Source organism: Paenibacillus sp. P5_B5 (genome assembly GCF_056400365.1).
This window is the reverse complement of record NZ_JBFULK010000004.1, coordinates 296,400-315,224: the sequence shown is the minus strand read 5'-3', so window position 1 is coordinate 315,224 and position 18,825 is coordinate 296,400. Positions and strand designations below refer to the sequence as shown.

At 37.6% G+C, this 18,825-nt stretch carries 14 protein-coding genes; all 14 read right to left on the bottom strand.

The window, feature by feature from the left end; all coding sequences use genetic code 11:
• The coding region (locus AC1DOK_RS07850) for a sigma factor (RefSeq protein WP_477553706.1) at positions 1–185 on the bottom strand (185 nt) is incomplete at its 3' end.
• A 101-nt stretch (positions 186–286) separates the two neighbouring features.
• Complete coding sequence (locus tag AC1DOK_RS07845; protein WP_477553690.1) at positions 287–781, bottom strand: hypothetical protein; 495 nt, start codon at positions 779–781, stop codon at positions 287–289.
• A 527-nt stretch (positions 782–1,308) separates the two neighbouring features.
• Positions 1,309–2,775: an alpha-ketoglutaric semialdehyde dehydrogenase GucD gene (gene gucD / locus AC1DOK_RS07840; RefSeq protein WP_477553689.1), complete on the bottom strand. Its 1,467-nt coding sequence runs from the start codon at positions 2,773–2,775 to the stop codon at positions 1,309–1,311.
• Complete coding sequence (locus tag AC1DOK_RS07835) at positions 2,741–3,661, bottom strand: fumarylacetoacetate hydrolase family protein (RefSeq protein ID WP_477553688.1); 921 nt, start codon at positions 3,659–3,661, stop codon at positions 2,741–2,743. The genes gucD and AC1DOK_RS07835 overlap by 35 nt, the downstream gene beginning before the upstream one ends.
• Positions 3,636–4,343, bottom strand: a complete 708-nt coding sequence (locus AC1DOK_RS07830; protein ID WP_477553687.1) for a GntR family transcriptional regulator — start codon at positions 4,341–4,343, stop codon at positions 3,636–3,638. The genes AC1DOK_RS07835 and AC1DOK_RS07830 overlap by 26 nt, the downstream gene beginning before the upstream one ends.
• Before the next feature lie 16 nt (positions 4,344–4,359).
• Positions 4,360–5,871, bottom strand: coding sequence for a sugar ABC transporter ATP-binding protein (locus AC1DOK_RS07825; protein WP_477553686.1), 1,512 nt, complete (start codon positions 5,869–5,871; stop codon positions 4,360–4,362).
• A 26-nt stretch (positions 5,872–5,897) separates the two neighbouring features.
• Entirely contained in the window at positions 5,898–7,013 is a 1,116-nt protein-coding gene (locus AC1DOK_RS07820; protein WP_477553685.1) for a sugar ABC transporter substrate-binding protein, read from the bottom strand.
• Positions 7,014–7,051: 38 nt separating this feature from the next.
• Positions 7,052–8,053, bottom strand: coding sequence for an ABC transporter permease (locus tag AC1DOK_RS07815; protein WP_477553684.1), 1,002 nt, complete (start codon positions 8,051–8,053; stop codon positions 7,052–7,054).
• Between the two features lie 37 nt (positions 8,054–8,090).
• Complete coding sequence (locus AC1DOK_RS07810; RefSeq protein ID WP_477553683.1) at positions 8,091–9,074, bottom strand: aldose epimerase family protein; 984 nt, start codon at positions 9,072–9,074, stop codon at positions 8,091–8,093.
• Between the two features lie 84 nt (positions 9,075–9,158).
• Positions 9,159–10,340 (bottom strand): galactonate dehydratase, encoded by a 1,182-nt coding sequence (gene dgoD, locus AC1DOK_RS07805; RefSeq protein WP_477553682.1) that lies wholly within the window; start codon positions 10,338–10,340, stop codon positions 9,159–9,161.
• 35 nt (positions 10,341–10,375) lie between these two features.
• Positions 10,376–11,155, bottom strand: a complete 780-nt coding sequence (locus AC1DOK_RS07800) for an SDR family NAD(P)-dependent oxidoreductase (RefSeq protein WP_477553681.1) — start codon at positions 11,153–11,155, stop codon at positions 10,376–10,378.
• Between the two features lies 1 nt (position 11,156).
• A complete protein-coding gene (locus AC1DOK_RS07795) occupies positions 11,157–12,035 on the bottom strand; it encodes an MBL fold metallo-hydrolase (protein WP_477553680.1) in 879 nt (292 codons plus the stop codon).
• A gap of 590 nt (positions 12,036–12,625) precedes the next feature.
• Entirely contained in the window at positions 12,626–13,180 is a 555-nt protein-coding gene (gene sigK / locus AC1DOK_RS07790; RefSeq protein ID WP_477553679.1) for an RNA polymerase sporulation sigma factor SigK, read from the bottom strand.
• A gap of 449 nt (positions 13,181–13,629) precedes the next feature.
• Positions 13,630–18,021: a sacsin N-terminal ATP-binding-like domain-containing protein gene (locus AC1DOK_RS07785; protein WP_477553678.1), complete on the bottom strand. Its 4,392-nt coding sequence runs from the start codon at positions 18,019–18,021 to the stop codon at positions 13,630–13,632.
• Positions 18,022–18,825: the final 804 nt, after the last annotated feature.

The window sequence follows — 18,825 nt, the reverse complement described above, 5'->3', positions numbered from 1 at the left end:
ATAAGTATTTCATTCTCAATACATCTGGCAGCAAATGTAGCCAGCTTCGTTCCTTTGTTCGGCTGAAAACTTTCAATTGCTTTGATCAACCCAATGGTTCCGATGGAGATCAGATCTTCTAAATCTTCACCTGTGTTATCGAATTTTTTGAGGTTGTGAACACAACCTGATGTCACTTTACAAATCTGTTTACCTACACCACATGTGTCGAATAGACAGTGACAACAATCATGTACGTGTCCATGTTTGCTCTATTGTTGAACCGATATTATTCGGTTCTTTTTATCTAAATCTGTAAAGCACGGTCATTTAATTTTATTTTTTTGTAGATAATAAAACCTATTAATATAACAATAATAGAAATGCACACTTTAAAAATATTGCTCTCGTTTACATCTGCAGAAATATAGCCAATTTCCATGGCATATAGACCGCCATTCAATATCGCATGAATGATAATCGCCAAACCACATAGCCATTTTAAACGATGTATTCTGGATGCCGTATAGTCCATAAAAGTTAGCCCAAATAGCCCAATATCCGATATGAGCACTATACATAACGCTAATAGGAATTGATTGGTGGAATATCCAATGGCTATAATACTGGATGTATCAAATATTAGATGCAATCCACATCTTCCAACTCCAAACAGCAAAGGAGTTTTCCAACCAGTCCATGTCTTTAACTGATGACTAAACACATAATAAAATCCTGCTTCTTCACAAAATCCCTGTACCACTCCTACAAATATGCAAAGAAGTAGTGGAGAAGAGAGCAAGAATTGGCTTGCGGGCTAATCCATCACGATAAATACAGCTTGAATCCCATTTGCCAAAATCAATCCGAAAATGATCAACGAAATTGCTCCAAGTAAAATCGGATACCCATTTTTATATTTCATACTAATCATTAGAAAAATCCCTCTTTGAATTTTATTCTTGCTTAGCTAACTATACTGATTAATTCAGTACAACATTGCTCACTAAATCCTGATATTAACATTATTTCTGAAATAGGACAATAATGTTATGCTTGCTAATATGTAAATAAAAATGACGTCTTTGCCGTTTAATTTAGAAGTTAGTGGACTTGATGGGATTTGAACCCGCGACCCTCACACTGCCAGTGTTGAGCGCTCCTAGTTGAGTTCCCCCTTTATTTCCTTTAGAGTAATGACGCATGTCCAAGCGCACAAAAAGCCCCGGCGCTAACTACGCCCGAGCTTCGAAAGATAGGTAAATGTGGCTCCGATAATGCTATTTCCTGATAAGCGACACACAGCACTCCACCTGTATGGGATCTTTGTTATCCTTTTACAAATACTGTTTTTACAGAGGTAAAAAATTCAATTGCAGCTTGACCTTGCTCTCGTGAATGAGAACTAGACTGTTTCATTCCGCCAAATGGTGCCTGCAATTCCACACCTGCCGTCTCTGAATTGATTCGAATTAGTCCTGCCTCCATTTGGGTTATAAAGCTCAAAATATTGCCTACGTCCCTAGTAAAAATAGAAGCACTTAGACCGAAATCCGTATCATTTGCTACTGTTAATGCTTCTTCAATAGAATCTACTTTAATTAACGAAAGTACCGGTCCAAATATTTCTTCCTTAGCAATTGTCATAGAAGGAACCACCTGATCAAAAATAGTCGGTTCTACATAAAAACCATTATCATACCTGTCTCCTGTTAGACGTTTTCCCCCTAAGAGAAGGTTGGCTCCTTCCTCATTGCCCTTTTTAATATAGGTTAGGACGGTTTCAAGCTGTTTTTCACTAGCACATGGTCCCATCCACGTAGAAGAATCCAGTCCATTACCTACCTGTACTTCTTTTATTTTGGCTATCAAAAGATCTCTAAATTCTTCGTAGATATCGGAATGAATGATAACCCTGCTGGTAGCCGTACATTTTTGTCCAGTTGAGCGGAGGCCTCCATTAATAGTCGCCTCTACTGCCAGATGTAAATCTGCATCATTCGCAATTATAATCGGATTCTTCCCCCCCATTTCAAGTTGGTACTTAGCACCACGCTTAAATGCTCCAATGCCAATCTGCTTACCAACATGATTGGATCCAGTGAAGGTTATCCCATTCACATCCGAATGGTTAGTAATGGCATGACCAATCACTGTACCTTTACCCGTTACCAAATTTACAACACCACTAGGCAATCCTGCTTTATGGAAACATTCGATTATAAGAGCTGCTGTTACCGATGATTCAAGAGCAGGTTTAAAGACAATTGTATTTCCATAAACCAGTGCCGGAGCCATTTTCCAAATTGGAATGGCAACAGGAAAATTCCAGGGAGAGATCACACCGATTACACCCAAAGGACATCGGGTCGTAAACATTAGTGCATCTTGATCAGTTGAAGGGATTACTTCCCCAACCTTTCTCATTCCTTCGCCAGCATAATAGCGGAGGATTGCAACCCCACGAGTTACTTCACCTTTCGCCTCGGATATTGTCTTTCCCATTTCTCTCGTCATAGTTTCAGCAATTCTGTCAATTTCAATTTCAATAATATTCGAAATTTTATAGAGATAATTGCCTCGTTCTGGTGCGGAAAGCCTTTTCCATTCTTGCGATGCTATTTTTGCCGCTTGTACTGCTAGATTAACATCTTCTTCACTAGACATTTGAACATACCCGACCACTTCTTGAAAATTTGCAGGGTTCATGCTTGCTCCGACATTATTTGTTACAGTTGAGACCCATTCCCCGTTAATATAATTATGATAGACCCTTGGATTGACTAATACTGTCATGTACTACCTTCTCCTTTTCTATCACATAATTGCGCAAAAGTCCTATGCCGCTAATTTCAATTTCCACAACATCACCATGCGTCAAGCAAAAGTCATCAGGAGGAATTATACAAGTTCCAGTGAGTAGTATTGTACCATCCGGGATAATATTGTCCTTCATCAGATAGGAAACCAGGTCTACCAATTTACGTTTTAATTGGCTTGTGCTAGCTTGCCCCTCAAAAACCAGTGCCTCTCCCCGAATAATTCTACATATAATGTCGAGAGCATAAGGGTTTTCCACCGTTTCTTTTAAACGGATTGCTGGACCAATAGCACACGACTGATTCCATACCTTTGCTTGCGGGAGATACAATGGATTTTCGCCCTCTATATCCCGACAACTCATATCATTACCAATTGTATATCCGATAATTTCCCCCTCTCTACTTAGTACCAGTCCAAGTTCAGGTTCCGGAATCTGCCACCTAGAATCGCTTCGAAGGGCGACAGCCTGTTTTGGCCCTACCGTACGCGAAAGAGTAGACTTGAAGAATATTTCCGGTCGCTCTGCATCATATACTTTGTCATAAAAGGTAAGTGAATCTAATTTTCCGCTGGTTGCTTCAAAGTTTCTTGCATGTTTACTCTTTTCGTACGTTACACCAGCCGCCCATACCTCAGGGACTTCTACCGGAAGTAAATAATCGATTTCATCTAAATCAACCAAGATCTCATTCCTCTGATCAATGAATCTTTTTACTAGTTCCAAGGCTGGTTGTTTTTTTACCCTAACGTCAGCTATCAATTCCAAGAAATCACCATATGGAACTTGGTATACCTTCAAATCATCTGTTACGGCTGCCATAATCGGTTTTCCTTCATATGAAAAGCGAATCATCCGCATTCCAGTTTTCCCCCTTCATTCTATTTTCCTTTAACTTCTCTATCTTTTTCCAGACCAATAAAATGTGATCTTCACAAGCTTTTCTTGCTTCAATTACATTTCCAGAGAGTATTTTTTCCAGCAGTTCTTCATGAGTTTGCGCCACTTCCTTTAGATCTCTAAAAAACTTCGGATGAGAAATGGTTAAAAACCGCCTGATTTGTCCATCGATAAGTTGCCAAATACGGTAAGAGGTATCTCTTCCAGACAACTGAATTAGCTTTTGATGAAACTCCATATCACATTCGATCAATTTGTATAAATCACTTTCCGACGCTGCTTCTAACATACGCGATACAGATGCCTTAAGGTCAAGTTCATCTTCTTCTCGCATCATGTAAGTGGCATTTTCTACTGCATTCTTCTCGATTAGGCTGCGTAATTCGAACAGTTCTTTCATCTCCTCGATTGAAATTTCCGAAACGAAGGTTCCAGTATGCTTAACCATCTTTACTAACCCTTGTTCTTGAAGCCTCTGCAGAGATTCTCTCACTGGTGCCTGACTAGAATTAAATTGTTTCGCAATTTCTAACTCAACCAATCGATCTCCTGGCTTTAATTTTCCTACGATAATATCTGTCCGTAGTCTACGACAAATAATTTCGGAAACAAGTTCTTTGGAAGTACCGACATTCATAATCATTCCTCTTTTCTCCTCATTAACATTGACTATTCAGTAATGTTTCATTTCTTAGACCACTAGCGTATTTCATTAATTCTTCTTCTGAAGTATCTGGTGTGACCTCTGAGACAATTCGGCCACCGTGCATGACTAGAATCCGATCACAAATTTCTTTAGCCTCTTTAAATTCTGAAGTAATCAAGATGACACTCATTCCCTCATCAGACCATTCTCTAATAAGTTGATGTATTTCTTTTACAGATCGCATATCAACACCATGAGTAGGCTCATCAAGAATTAGTATTTGTGGTTTTACCATCATCCATTTTGCCAGTGCAACCTTTTGCTGATTTCCACCACTTAAACTTCCAACTGGGTCGTGAATATTATTGAGTTTGATGGAGAGTTTGGCTACATAATCATGGACTGTCTTTTCGCTTCCTGTTCTAAGAAAGCCTAGTCTATGCAAGTGTTTATACGAAGGAAGTAACATATTATGTCTAATGCTCTGCTCTAATATTAAGCTCTCGCCTTTTCTATCTTCTGAGACGAAACCAAGTCCTGCTTTCACCGCATCCTCTGGTCTATTAAACTGTACTTTATTCCCATATAATTTAATAATACCGCTATCATATTTAAGATCACCATATATACTTTTCGCTAATTCACTTCTTCCAGAACCGACAAGACCAGTTATTCCTAAGATTTCTCCATGGAATAATTCAAAGTTTATATCTTTTAACTTTTGCCCCATGTTGAGGTCCGAAACTTGAAGAACTGGATTCTGCGTGCTCTGAACAACCTTATTTCGTGTTTGAATTTCTTGTGGTACACTTTCTTGGCCGAGCATAACCGTTATAAGCTCATCTTCTGCTACGTTTTCTAGATTTATTTCTGCAACCAACTGACCATCCCTCAAGATGCTGGCTTTGTCACAAATCCGTAAAACTTCATCCAATTTATGGGAAACAAAGATTACCCCAACCCCTGACCATTTCAAATCCTCAATGATTTCAAACAGACGTAATACTTCAAAATTACTCAACGATGCAGTAGGTTCATCCATGATGATAAACTTGGCCGTATTCATTACGGATCGGACAATTTCCACCAATTGGCATTGTCCACGACTTAATTCGTGAACAGGTGTAGCTATTGGTATATTAATGTTAAGAACTTGGCAAACCTCTTGATATTTAGCTAATAGATGACCGTAGTTTACCCAGATGGATTTGGACCTTTCATAAAGAAAGAGGTTTTCTTGAACGCTAAGTGATGGGATTAATGACAGTTCCTGATAAATGGTGACGATTCCTTTTCTGCGTGCATCAACGGTACTTTTTAACTGCAGCACCTCTCCGTCCAAAATTACTCTTCCCTCATCAGGTGTGCTTGCTCCAGAAAGAATCGAGATTAGCGTTGACTTACCCGCTCCATTATGACCTAAGAGAGCTGTCACTTGTGTGCTATCAAATGTTAGGCTCACTTGATGGAGCGCTTGAACTCCACCAAACCGCTTTCCCACCTGTTCAATTCGAAGATGAGACATATAAGTCCTCCTTTCCGAAAGACTATTTATTTAACCTTGTAGAAAAGCTCATAAGTTTTCACTAATTCCTCAAATTCACTTGCATTTTCTTTGGTTATCACTTGATAACCCGTGTAATCTTTTACATCTTTTGGCTTCGTACCATCTACCAAATAGTTAAACAAATGAATTGCTGTTTTATAGCCTTGTGCGAATGGATCTTGACCAATTATGGTATGCAATCCACCATTTTTAAGCATTTCGATTTCTTGAGCATTGTAGTCAAAGGCGATTACTTTGACATCTGCTTTTTTATCCATGACAGCTTTTCCTGCTCCAGTATCATTCACTGTTACATAAACTGCTTTTAAATCAGGGTTCGCAGTCAAGAAATCTATTGTCTGTCCATATGAAGTTTGATCTTGTATTTTGTTTTCTACAACACCTACAATTTTAACGTCCGGATGCTTTTCTTTCATATAGTCCGTAAAACCACTCACTCGATCTTGTAATGCTTGGATATTGAAGAAGCCTGTAATGATCGCTACCTTTCCTTTTCCACCGATTGCTTCCGCTGTAATCTCGCCGGCCTTTCTCCCTGCTTCATACAAATTTTGACCGACAAATACAAAGCGATCATCAGCAGTTAACGCTCGCGCATCCGTGTTAAAGGTAGCAACTGGGATCCCTTTTTTACGTGCTTTCTGAATGTAAGGAACAATACTGTCATCCGGTCCAATTACTGCAATTGCGTCATATCCTTTGACAATCGCGGTTTCAATTCCAGGGCCAATAACATCTGTGCTTTGTAGTTTTTCTGCCCCAGCAGGTACAATCCAATCTACTTGAGCATCCAGTGATTTGAGAACAGTGTTTGCCACATTTGCTCCCGCTTTAACATCGTACCAAAAGGGTCCGTTTTCCGCTCCAATCATCGCAATTCTCAAGTGTTTTTTGGGTTTTCCATTAACAGGCTTCACATAACCATCAATTAGTTTTTTTATCGATTCAGGTAATTCAGCAGTCGATTGGGCTGATACACTTTCCTTCGGATTTGTTCCCTCTTGAGTACTACTTGTAGACTCTGGCTGCTTTCCGCAAGCAATTAACGTTGAAACCATAAGAATAACTAGCAAACAGTAAGAGAGTACTTTTTTAAACATAGGAATCCACCTTTCAATATTGTTTTTGAAACCCGATTCTAGTTTGTTCTCGAACGCAGTCGATCCAAAAGAAGCGCAGCTATGATTAATATTCCAAGGGACATGATTTGAAATGATTGAGGAAAATTAAGCATAACAAAGGAGTTGCGCAATACTCCTATCAATAGTGCTCCAATAAGACTTCCAATGACGCTACCTTTTCCTCCTGCCAAACTAGCTCCACCAATAACCGCTACAGCAATGACATACAATTCAGCTCCTTGGCCTGCGACAGGAGTCGCACTATTGACAATACCAGCCTCTATTATCCCTGCGAAACCAGCAAGGAATCCTGATATGATAAAAGCCATGATTTTTACTTTTCCGACATAAATTCCAGAAAGATTAGCTGCCTTTGCATTTCCTCCTACTGCAATTACTTCTTTTCCCCATACGGTTTTGGTATAAAAAATTTGACCTAGGATAACAACCACGATCATCAGAATGATTGGAAATGGGATAATACCAATGTATCCGCTTCCTAAAAAATTCACTGAGTCTGACTTGATCGGAATGTTGTCCCCACCATCCGCTAGTAGAAGAGTTAATCCACTCGCAATGCTCATCATTCCCATTGTCGTTACGAATGAATTTATTTTTAGTTTAACAATGACTAAACCATTAATTAAACCGATTAAACTAGCGAACCCGAGACCCAGAAAAACAGATAACCAAGGGTTAAGTTCATACATTGTCATCATTCTTGCTGTAACCATTGCGGATAAACCAAGCACTGCACCGACAGATAAATCGATTTCTCCAGCAACAATTACAATCGTCATCCCCACTGCCATGATCTCAATCGACGAGATATGAAGTAGAATATTGAGAATATTATCTGGGGATAAAAAGTACTCGGACGCAAAGGACATGATGGTTACCAATATAACCAGAGCGAAAAAGATTCCCAACTCCCCTGCTTTTGAAACTCTAGTTAGCAAACCTAACTCAACTCGAGAAGGAGTACTCTTGTTGATTTCCGTCATTTTCATTTGAGTCATGATTAACCTCCAATCTTCAGTCTTACTTTCATGGACTTTAATCCAGAATGCGATCCATGGAGATACTGAATTTGCAAGAAAAAATTTCCTTAGGTTTTAAAGATCTCAATCCTGTTAATTCGGGAGCAAAAGGCAGATTAAATGCATCAGTAACACATGTGTATGGCTCCAATGAGATACCTGTTCCCCAGTTTGGCTTAAACAATAATAGGAATGGAAAGTTTGGATCTAGCTCATAAACCACCTGTAACCTACGTGTTAAAAAATTAATTTTGCAAAGTCTGTTTCCTGTATCCAGTTTTACAAGCCACCCCCCCATGCTAGGTACGTCACTTACTTTCAAGCCATTCTGAAGTTGTTGACAAATAAGAGATGCTTGAGGCCCCTCAGTCACAAATGCAAGAGAATCAATGGGCCATTCTTCGATCGCAGGGATAATCAATTCCATATTTTGTTCTTCCAATAGGGGGTAAGAAAAGTAGGGATGAAATCCAAGAAAGAATGGTGCTTCATGTGTATCTTCATTAATAACCTTCCCTTCTATCAATAGCTGTCCGTTCTTCAAACGATAGGTGAGGGTAAAGATGTATTGATGAGGGAAATACAAAAGGTCAGGGTGTTTTTCTAGATCAAAAACAGATGTAACGAATGCGCCCTCCTCTTCGTACGCTCCCATTTCTACTACTTCCCATTCTTTATGGCACAAGTCGCCATGAAGATGATGAGGTTCCTCGTTAATTGGGAAATGGTAATCATTCCCCCGGAATTCCATCTTACCGTTAAAAATTCGATTAGGCGGGAATAAAACAGGAATTACATATTGATAGCATGCATGTCTTGATATTTCAAACTGTTCTATCTCACTCGGATACATCATGAGAGACTCATTATCAATCTGCAATCGAAATAGATTATTTCCGACTGATGGAAGAATTTCCGCTTCGCATCTGGTTTCCTCATCTATAAGGACGATGGAGAGCAAGTTCCCCCTTTTCTTTTCAATAACTTGGTATCTCCCCAATTTTAAACACCCCCTTAACGTTAGCGATAAATTATCGATAATACAGTGTAGTTAAAAACGAGTTCAAACACCTCGTTTAAATAGTTACCATACAGAAGAATCCTCCGTTGCCCCCGAACCTGTCAACAAAAAGGAATCCTTACTAAACAGACTATAAACTGGTCCCTCCTTTGGTGGATGCTGCTTAATGACCTCTTCTACGATGTCAAGTCCAATTCCTGGCCTGTCACTTAACGTAACAAATCCATCTATGGGAATCAGTGGATTGTCTACAATAGTGTCTATCCACGGACATTTTTCCACATCGCAAGGGAAGTATTCTTGGATTACAAAGTTATTTAAAGTAATATCCACTTGCATCGTGGACGCCGTATGTACAGGACCACTGGCATTATGTGGTGCGACTCCAACATAATGCGTCTCTGCCATAGCAGCAATTTTCTTCAGTGACAAAATGCCACCACTATGACTTAAGTCGGGTTGAATTATTTCAACCGCTTGTCGGCTAAGCAAATCACGATAATGATATAAACTGTAACATCTCTCCCCTACCGCAAGGGGGATATTTACATGATCGGCGACTTTTTTTAAAGCTTCATAGTTATCTGGTGGTATTGGCTCTTCATAGAAAAATGGATGAAACGGTTCTAGTGCCTTCGCTGTTTTTATCGCTGTGCCAACATTAAATCTGCCGTGCCCTTCGATTAACAAGTCTACTTTTGGGCCAGCCACTTTTCTGACTGCTGCTACACACTCTATTGCATATTCTAGATCTTCATGGGATATTTCTCGACTAGCAATACGGAACGGATCCCATTTAAAAGCCTGAAACCCTTTTTCGATCAATTGCCCCACTTTTTCCGCATGCTCCTGCGGAGTAGTTAAACCAAAATACCAACCGTTCGCATAAACCTTAAGCTTGTTTCTTACTTTCCCACCTAAAAGCTGATAAACTGGTGTCTTATATTTCTTCCCTACAATATCCCATAACGCCTGTTCAATTCCTGAAAGGGCAGTCATATCAACAGGTCCTGTACCCCAATATCCATCTCTGTAAATTGTATTCCAAATTTTTTCAATATCATTCGGATCTTGACCGATTACGTAACGTTTGAAGTCTTCAATTGTTGCCATAACTGACTTATCTCTTGTCTCTAACGTACATTCACCAACTCCTGTAATACCGACATCCGTATACAGTTTTACAAATATCAAATTTCTCCAGTTAGCATCCACAATAAAACACTGTATATCGATAATCTTCATTAAACCTACTCCTTTTTATTTCTAACTAACGACCTTTATGGTAATATACCTTGAACCGTATATCCTCCATCTACCATAATTGTCGTTCCCGTAATAAACGCCGCTTCATCAGAAGCAAGATAGACGCATGCCTGAGCAACTTCCCTTGGTTCGGCAACTCTCCCTATCGGATGAATATTTTGAAAGTCTTTCCAAGCCATCTCGGGGTCATCCGTATGATTTTGCAAATGCCTTTGTAAAATTGGCGTATTGACTGTCCCTGGTGCTACTGAATTACACCGAATACCTTCCTTGGCAAATTCAATTGCAGTGGCTCTCGTCATCGCTTCTATGCCCCCTTTTGCCGCAGTATAGGCAATCAAGTTTGGATGACCTGTGTGTGCAGTTACTGAACTGATATGGATAATAGATCCCCTCCGCTGAGTTTTCATGATAGGGAGAATATATTTTGTACAGAGAAACACTCCTTTCAAATTCACATCTATCACTCGGTCCCAATCCTGTTCATGCATTGTTTCACTCGTACCATACAACTGAATTCCTGCACAATTCACCAAGATATCCACCTGTTTGTACTTATTCAATGCTAACTCTATCATTTGCTTTACTTCCCTAGAATTAGAAACATCTACTTTTAGGGCTAATGATTCACCTCCCTTTCCCCGAATCAACTGCTCTACTTCCTTGATATTTTCTTCATTTTCACCGGCAACCACAACAACTGCACCTTGCTTGGCGAACTCCTCACAAATCGCCCGTCCTATACCTGTACCTCCTCCTGTGATTATCGCCACTTTTTGCTGTAACCTGTTCATACTATCTCTCCTTTAGATATAACATTCGTTCACCTGGAACCATCATTTTGAACTTCTGTCCGGGGTAATTGGAGAAGAGGTAATCCACTACATATGCCGGATTCTCTGTATTGAAGTGAAAAAGATCATAATGAAAAGGAATGAATAAATCGGCTCTAATTTCTACAACTAAATCAGCCGCTTCTCTATAATTCATGTTTCCGGCAATCCCTTTACGTAAGCGTTTACAGTCCCTCCCGTTAATAGGAAGACATGCAACATCAATAGAAAATTGCCCTAGAATATCAGGTAACTCTGGAAAACTAACGGTATCCCCAGCATGGTAGAATGTGCATCCGTTCAACTCGATAACATAGCCCAAGAACTGATGATGACCATATTCATCTAACAGGAATTCTTCATGTTTTGCAGGTATGGGATGTATGCGGATACCATCGAGCTCAATAACTTCATCAATTTTTGCAGGGATAATTCTCTCTAGTGGTACTCCGGTATTTTGCACTAATAATACGTGTGGCGATGGACAGATGAAAATAGCTTTATCTGAATGCTTGGCAATGGGGCCGATCGAAGTTGGATCCAGGTGATCAAGGTGATGATGGGTAATGAGAACCAGCGTGGCGTTCGAAACTTCTTCTGGATGGAGTGGTGAGATAAAGTCTCTATTCCAACTGCCTTTTGGACCGGCGAGTCCAGATTCTTCGACATAATTAGTTAGATATGGATCAAAATATATGATGTGCCCATTGCCCTTTACAACCATACTTTCTTGACCTAAATGCCAGCAGGCTAGCCCCCCTGTCGGGACCATCGTTTGATTAATTTGATTGATTAATTCATTTCCACTACGATAAACACGATTCCCATTTGATTTTCCCATTCATATTTCCTCCAATATTTCTTATGAATGCGTTTAGAATCACTAATACATAATTAAAATTTATAAATTATCGATAATCTATCTATAATTAATTATAATGGATTCTTTTTTTATTAGTCAATATATTTATTTGAATTTTTAAAATTTTAAAAATATTTAGTTTTTCATTCGTAATAAGTATCAATGGTATTCAGAAAGCGACCAACTCAAACCTAAAGTTAGTCTTAACAATGTACATGTAAACCGAGAGACCAACCTCATACTAGAGGTGTCCAGCATGAATAATAAATAAGATAAGAATTCTATCTTCAAGCATAATTCGTTTCTAAGCAACGCAATTTGTCCCCCACCCACCACCTCGCGGTGTAATGGCGACTTTCACTCCTTGGTCGATTGCCCTGCTAATCGCACAAAAGACCGGAAACCCATATCCCATGGAATCCCGGTCTTTTCATTCATTAACTAAGCTTTCTACTGCAACCGCCCATCCCTAAAATGCACAACCTACTTATCCTACTGAGCAATAGCTAATCATGTGTATTCAATAGTATCGTCCTGCCCTATTAAATAAAGTTTGCGATCCATCAACCTTACCGCTTCGCCTTATAAAACTCATGATACAGCTTCATAAGCGCCCGCTTCTCAATTCTCGATACATAAGAGCGACTGATACCGAGTTCCTTTGCGATCTCACGTTGCGTCCGCTCATCGCCGCCAAACTCTAAACCAAATCGCCCTTTGATCACTTCTTGCTCACGCTCATCCAATATATCGAGATTGCGATAAATTTTGCTTTTTTCAATTTTAAGCTGGACTTTATCGACGACATCATCTGCTTCAGTACCAAGGATATCAATWARAGTWATTTCRTTACCYTCTTTATCCGTTCCAATGGGGTCATGAAGTGAGACGTCTTTCCGGGTTTTCTTCAGGGAGCGAAGGTGCATGAGGATCTCGTTCTCAATACAGCGCGCAGCGAACGTCGCTAACTTAGTCCCTTTGTTTGGCTGAAAGCTCTCAATCGCTTTAATCAAACCAATGGTTCCAATCGAAATGAGATCCTCTAAATCTTCACCCGTATTATCGAATTTCTTGAGATTGTGGACACGAAGCGATGTTATTTTACAAGTTGAGAACCAAAACATATCCCATAACTACCTGTTTTGAGATGGGTAGAAGGGTAGGATCTATTATGCTGAGAGAAGGCATTTTTTTAGAAACAAACCTTTATTAAATGATCTTTTTATGATTCTAGGTGATCACTTTCGCCCCCGATCTCCCCTCATAAATAATCAATATGTTTCCGCATACCTCATGGCTTGAGTGGCAGTCGCAGACATTTTGATGTAGTGGTGTTTGTCTAAAAGAATTATCGTAATTAATACTAAAACCCTTTGTTAGATAACGTGCTAAACCACTAGAAGATTGCTCATCTAATGGTTTGTTTGATCTGTTATACTTGTATGAGTTAGTTCTTTATATGAGTTAAACTACCCTATATCTACATTTCCAAAAACATCAAACTACTGATATTATAGGAAAATCTATACTGGGTTGCCGTTTTTGAAGCTTCAAATTCGTCAATGCTATGTGGTCAGTCAATATGCTTATTTTCTAAATCAACCAAATATATCTCATATGAGTCTGCGTGTTCATGTGCAAAATCGTACTCAGCAGAAGACATATAGAAGTTATTAACCGCAGCTTTGACTTCAACATATACAGTCTTTCCATCTCTTTGATATTCCATATCATATATAGATGAATGATTCCGCTCTGCTGGAATATCAGAACTTTCTGATGTCCATCTTAATGTATCGTATATTCCTTTTAGTTTGTTACGTACTAGTCTTTCAGCATGCTTACCATTTTTGCTCTTTGTAACTTCACTTTTCTCTATCGATGATCTTGTTTGCGGTTTAATATAGGTAGATTGATTCGTTTTTACTTTAGGTTCGATTGGATGAACAACTGCTTTCGATAGAGATGGCTCTATATCTGAAGTAGGTGCTACCAATATATTTACTGAATTGTATATTTTATGTCTATTTTGATTCTCCTCAAATTGTTTATTGATGTAGTTCACATACTCATCGTTAAGGAAATAAACTAACGATTTCAATTCAAAATGTTCATCAACAAAGTCATTGAAATTCGAATCATTAATCTTACTACTCAATAGAGCAAAGTTTTTGTTATACAATTCATCTAGATCTATTCCATTATTAACCTTTGAGATTTCTGGGAATTTGTTAGCTATAAAAGATTCCACATCAAAGACAACAGTATTTGATATTTCCTCCTTTTGTGGATTGAAGTTTATAAACTTGTTAATATCCTTTACAAAGTTTTTCTGTTCACTTTGACTATAACCAGCATATTTTAGAAATAAGTTGGCTTTATAGATTTCAAATTTACTTTTAACAAATGATTTTATCGTTTTTATCCAATATGCACTTAAGTCAATATCGTATTCAAAGCCTTTTTCTTTTAATATATCAATATCTAAATCATGATTTTTTAACAAGACAATAAACTGCACAGAATTATCGATACTATTGAACTGGTTGTAATCAATATTGTCTAGTTCTTCTGAGTCATAATTCAAATAAAGCACTTCAGCAATATTTGTGCGTATTGAATTCTTTGATATTTGATTTATTACATCAAGGGAACCAAAGTACTTTTCAACTAGGAATTTTCGACCTTCGCTATCTCGATACAATTCCCCTAATTGATTAGGAATTTCATTACTTGTCGTGTTTGCTACTTGAGCAAATAGTTCCTCTATACATCTTGAAAGTTGTCGCTGATCCATCTCTTGAGTAGAGTCCAAATAAATCAACCAGTTTTTTATGCCCCTTATGAGTAAATAATTTGTTGATACGGCTTGTTCAGCCCCATTATCCACTAGCACAACGTGGGAAACTAAACTCACTCGAATATTATCGATTTTCGTTTTAATATTCGTGTTTTTTTCGCCCCATGCTCTAGCGTAAACAATAAAATCATTAAAGTTACTTTGAAATAGAGCATCGTCCTCATGAGTTCTAATGCTTTCTTCAACGACATGATAACGCTCCTTAAACTCATTAACCCCAAAGACACTATTAAATATTTTAAAACTACCATTTCTCAAAGGAGTTTTCATAATATGATAGTTACCAACGTTAACTTGGATACTACTGCTAAAATAAGACTCTTTTGCTAAGTGATAACTTTTCCCATTATGGTTTTGTGTAAACACCATTCCTTGATTGACAAACTTCTGATATTGCTTGGAATCTTCAAAAGGATTCACATCTAGCTCTGCAATTTCACGGTAAATTTTACCAGATATTTGTCCACTTTGATCTAATTGTGGCAACTTCAGTAATACGTTGTAGAAATCATTTGATTGCAGTTCTGTTATTTTTTCTTTTACCCCTATTTTAACCAAGAATTCTTTTAATTCTTTTTGCTTAATACCCAACTCATCGCCAAGCTCTTTGATATGTTGGATCGTGATCGTTGATGACACACTTGAAATATCTAAACCTGAATAAGCAAATATACATTCATTTGGAGCAAATTTCACTCCATCAATTTCAAACCACTTTGTATTTTCAAAAATGTATTTGATATAGCTTTGTATATAATCCAGATACGATTGTTGTCTATACGCTTGTGTTTTTGCTATAAAGTAAAATGAAACATTCCCTGCATGCTTCTGATTTAGCTCATTTTGCAATGCGATGTCTGATTTTATCCAAAACACAATATCTCTTATAGACATTTTTTCTAATATTTCTTTCAGATTGTCTATAGTATTAAATTCAACCTTGCTGAGCCGTGGATCTCTTTCATCCACTTCACGTCCTGGAAGTTTTTCAGATAAGTATTCTCCAGTAAATATTCTTTTGAATTTATTGTCATTGATGATTTTTTTGCTGATTTCAGGAAATTGAAGTACACCAAGTTTTTCAATAAATATCTTCAAATCAACTTTACTATCCTCATCGATTCCGATTTCATTAATTTTCACAAATGCTTTATATTTATCGTCAATAAATAATTCATCACCAATCGTATTGCCGTATTGTTTATCGAAATATAAATGATTTGAACGTTCAACAGTTTCTTTTTGACTCGGTAAATTGAATCTAATTTCTTCAGGGGGTTGCCAGTTTGGATTTGAAGAATAATTTTCCCACAACCATTTAGTAAATTTCTTAGCCTTTTCATAATCATCAACTGAACTATTCACTGGAGATAAAATAGTTGACAAATCTGCATCTCTAAATCTCAACTGTGGCATTAAGCTCCAACTGCTTCCTGAGTTTCGTGCAATTACTCTCTCAATAATATTTTCATCTGCTAAGTCCTTTTTTATCTTTTCGATATCTTGTAATTGTCTTTTTAGCTCTTCTTCAAATTCTTTATCTAGTTGAGTAATATTAGCCCACTCAGGAATATCGAGCTTCCTGCCACGCACAAAGTACACTGTGTCATTTGCTTTTATAAAATCTTCTTGTGTACTCCATAATAAATCTGGCAACAATTTAGAATCCTTATATTCTTTCCCCCACCAAATAAATGTTTCAATTTTTTCTGATATACCCCAACCATTCGCAGCCCGGTTGATTATCTTGCACAATTCTTCATCACTGTATTTTAATTCAACATTATTTTTCTCAGCGAGGACTTTTAATAAATCATCATTATCTGTCGTAGGCATATATTCTAATAAAGTTCCAAATTCATCACCAATAAAACAATCAGGAAAAGCTGAAGTGATCAATTTGGGGTTATCAGTTATTGAAACAAAATCTCCATTTACCGTGGGAATAACTTTACAAGCCTTCAGTAGTTCCAAGTAATACTTGAATAAATCAAAGCCATTTTCATCCCACAATTTGCTATTCTTATGAGTAGGTGTCAAAGTCTTGATGGCTAATAGTCTATCATTTTGGAATATGAGTTCCTTCTCGCTTATTGTTTTAATAAACTTTAATAAATGCTTAAATACCTCCTTGTTAATTTCATTCAAGGGAACATCATCCCTACTTGTATTTAATTCAAAAGTAGCGTGCATCAAACAATTCAACTGTGTAGGAAAGTTTCTAATTGGGAAAAAGCAATACAATGTATCTCTAAAATAGTCCACTTCTTTGTCTAATGAAATTGCTACCGCAGACCTTATTTTTCTTTTCTCATTTTTTCCCGCATTAATATATGGCTCATCTGGATTTTGGTAGAATAGGTACTTTTCAACGGTTTCTCCTATATGTATCTCAATTATTCTTTTTTCTTTACTTACCTTTTCCACGACTTTATCAAACTCGTCTGTTTTGATAGTTATTTTTCTAATATTCGGAAGGAAAATCAAAGTTTTATAGTCAAATCTATTAATCTGATTCAATATATTCTGCTGGTCACTTTGAAAAGATTCATCGGTTATGATTTTTATTACAGTGTCGTAACTTGTTTCAATACTATCCGCTTCAAATGGGCAATGGAGAACTGGGAATGAAATATTTGGAACGTTCAGCTGCTGTTCTTTAACAATTTCAGATTCTTCAATCAATTTGCTAAATTCTTTATCAGCAAATTCTTGAGAAAAACCAATGTGGAACCCTCCGGAATGAATTTCGATTTGCTTCCCCCAGTTTAATAATGATCGGAAACCTGTTCCCTTATTTCCGATAAAATCATCAGATTTATTGCTAGCAGAACCATGACACAATCGTTTGATAGTTTCCTGTGTGAATACTGTCCCGTTATTAGCTACAGTGAAAACATTATTTTTGTATTCGAGTAGGACATCAACTTCACTCAATGTTGCATTGACTGCAGCATCATCTACGTTCTGCAACAACTCAAGCAACTCTCTACCATGATAATCCGTTTTTCTTTGCCCATCTTCTTTGAAATCTGATTCTAATCTATATTCTTTCGTTTTGTATTCATCGATATATCGGTTTCTTATTTCCTCAACTATAGTCATTTAAATATGCCCTCCATAACAAATCTTTAGCCTATTATATCATTTTCAATTCATATCAGGCTGATTGTATTTAATCTAGAACAATCCAACACACAAAAAATCGCCAGAAGTGCGTTCTGTAAACATTCAACAAATCTAACTCCTAGCGAAAAATCTTTTTCATCCACAACCCTCTTTCAGATTAAGATAAATATCCTAAATTGTCCTTACCACTCATCGTAAAAAAGATTCTCAGGCTTTACTTGCATGACGGTATGGTTATATTTAGCATTAGTATTATCATTATACGCAGAGGTGTCCCTGCACTGAGAGCAAATTTAGGAGCGGTAAACGCAGTGAAGCAGGTTATCCCTTATCGGGAGCCTGCTTCTTCTTTTTAAAACAATACTGCCCTTCTATTCATGTAACTCTCAATCGCCCTTGAATTTCAGCAACACGACGATTTCGATGTGGTTTCGGTGGTGATGGCAGACATTAGATAAAGATGTAGTGGTTTTTACCTTATAAAGATAGTGCTTTTAATCCGACTTGAACTGATGATTTCAGATCTCTGTGATGAGTGTGGTTGATTGTGATTAGATGTGTATTACATTTTTCCATAAAACTGTACGACCACTTTTATTCAAATATCTGTTTAATTATTAGTCTTTCCTGTCCAACAGTGAGCAACACTCCACATGTGTTGAGATGACAGGGAGTACAAATCTAAACCGAAGGAATGGTATTTGCTCTAAGTTATGCTTATAATAAAAAATCACATCATAAAGTAATTGGCTTTCGTTCAGGAGAGCAACCACAATTGAA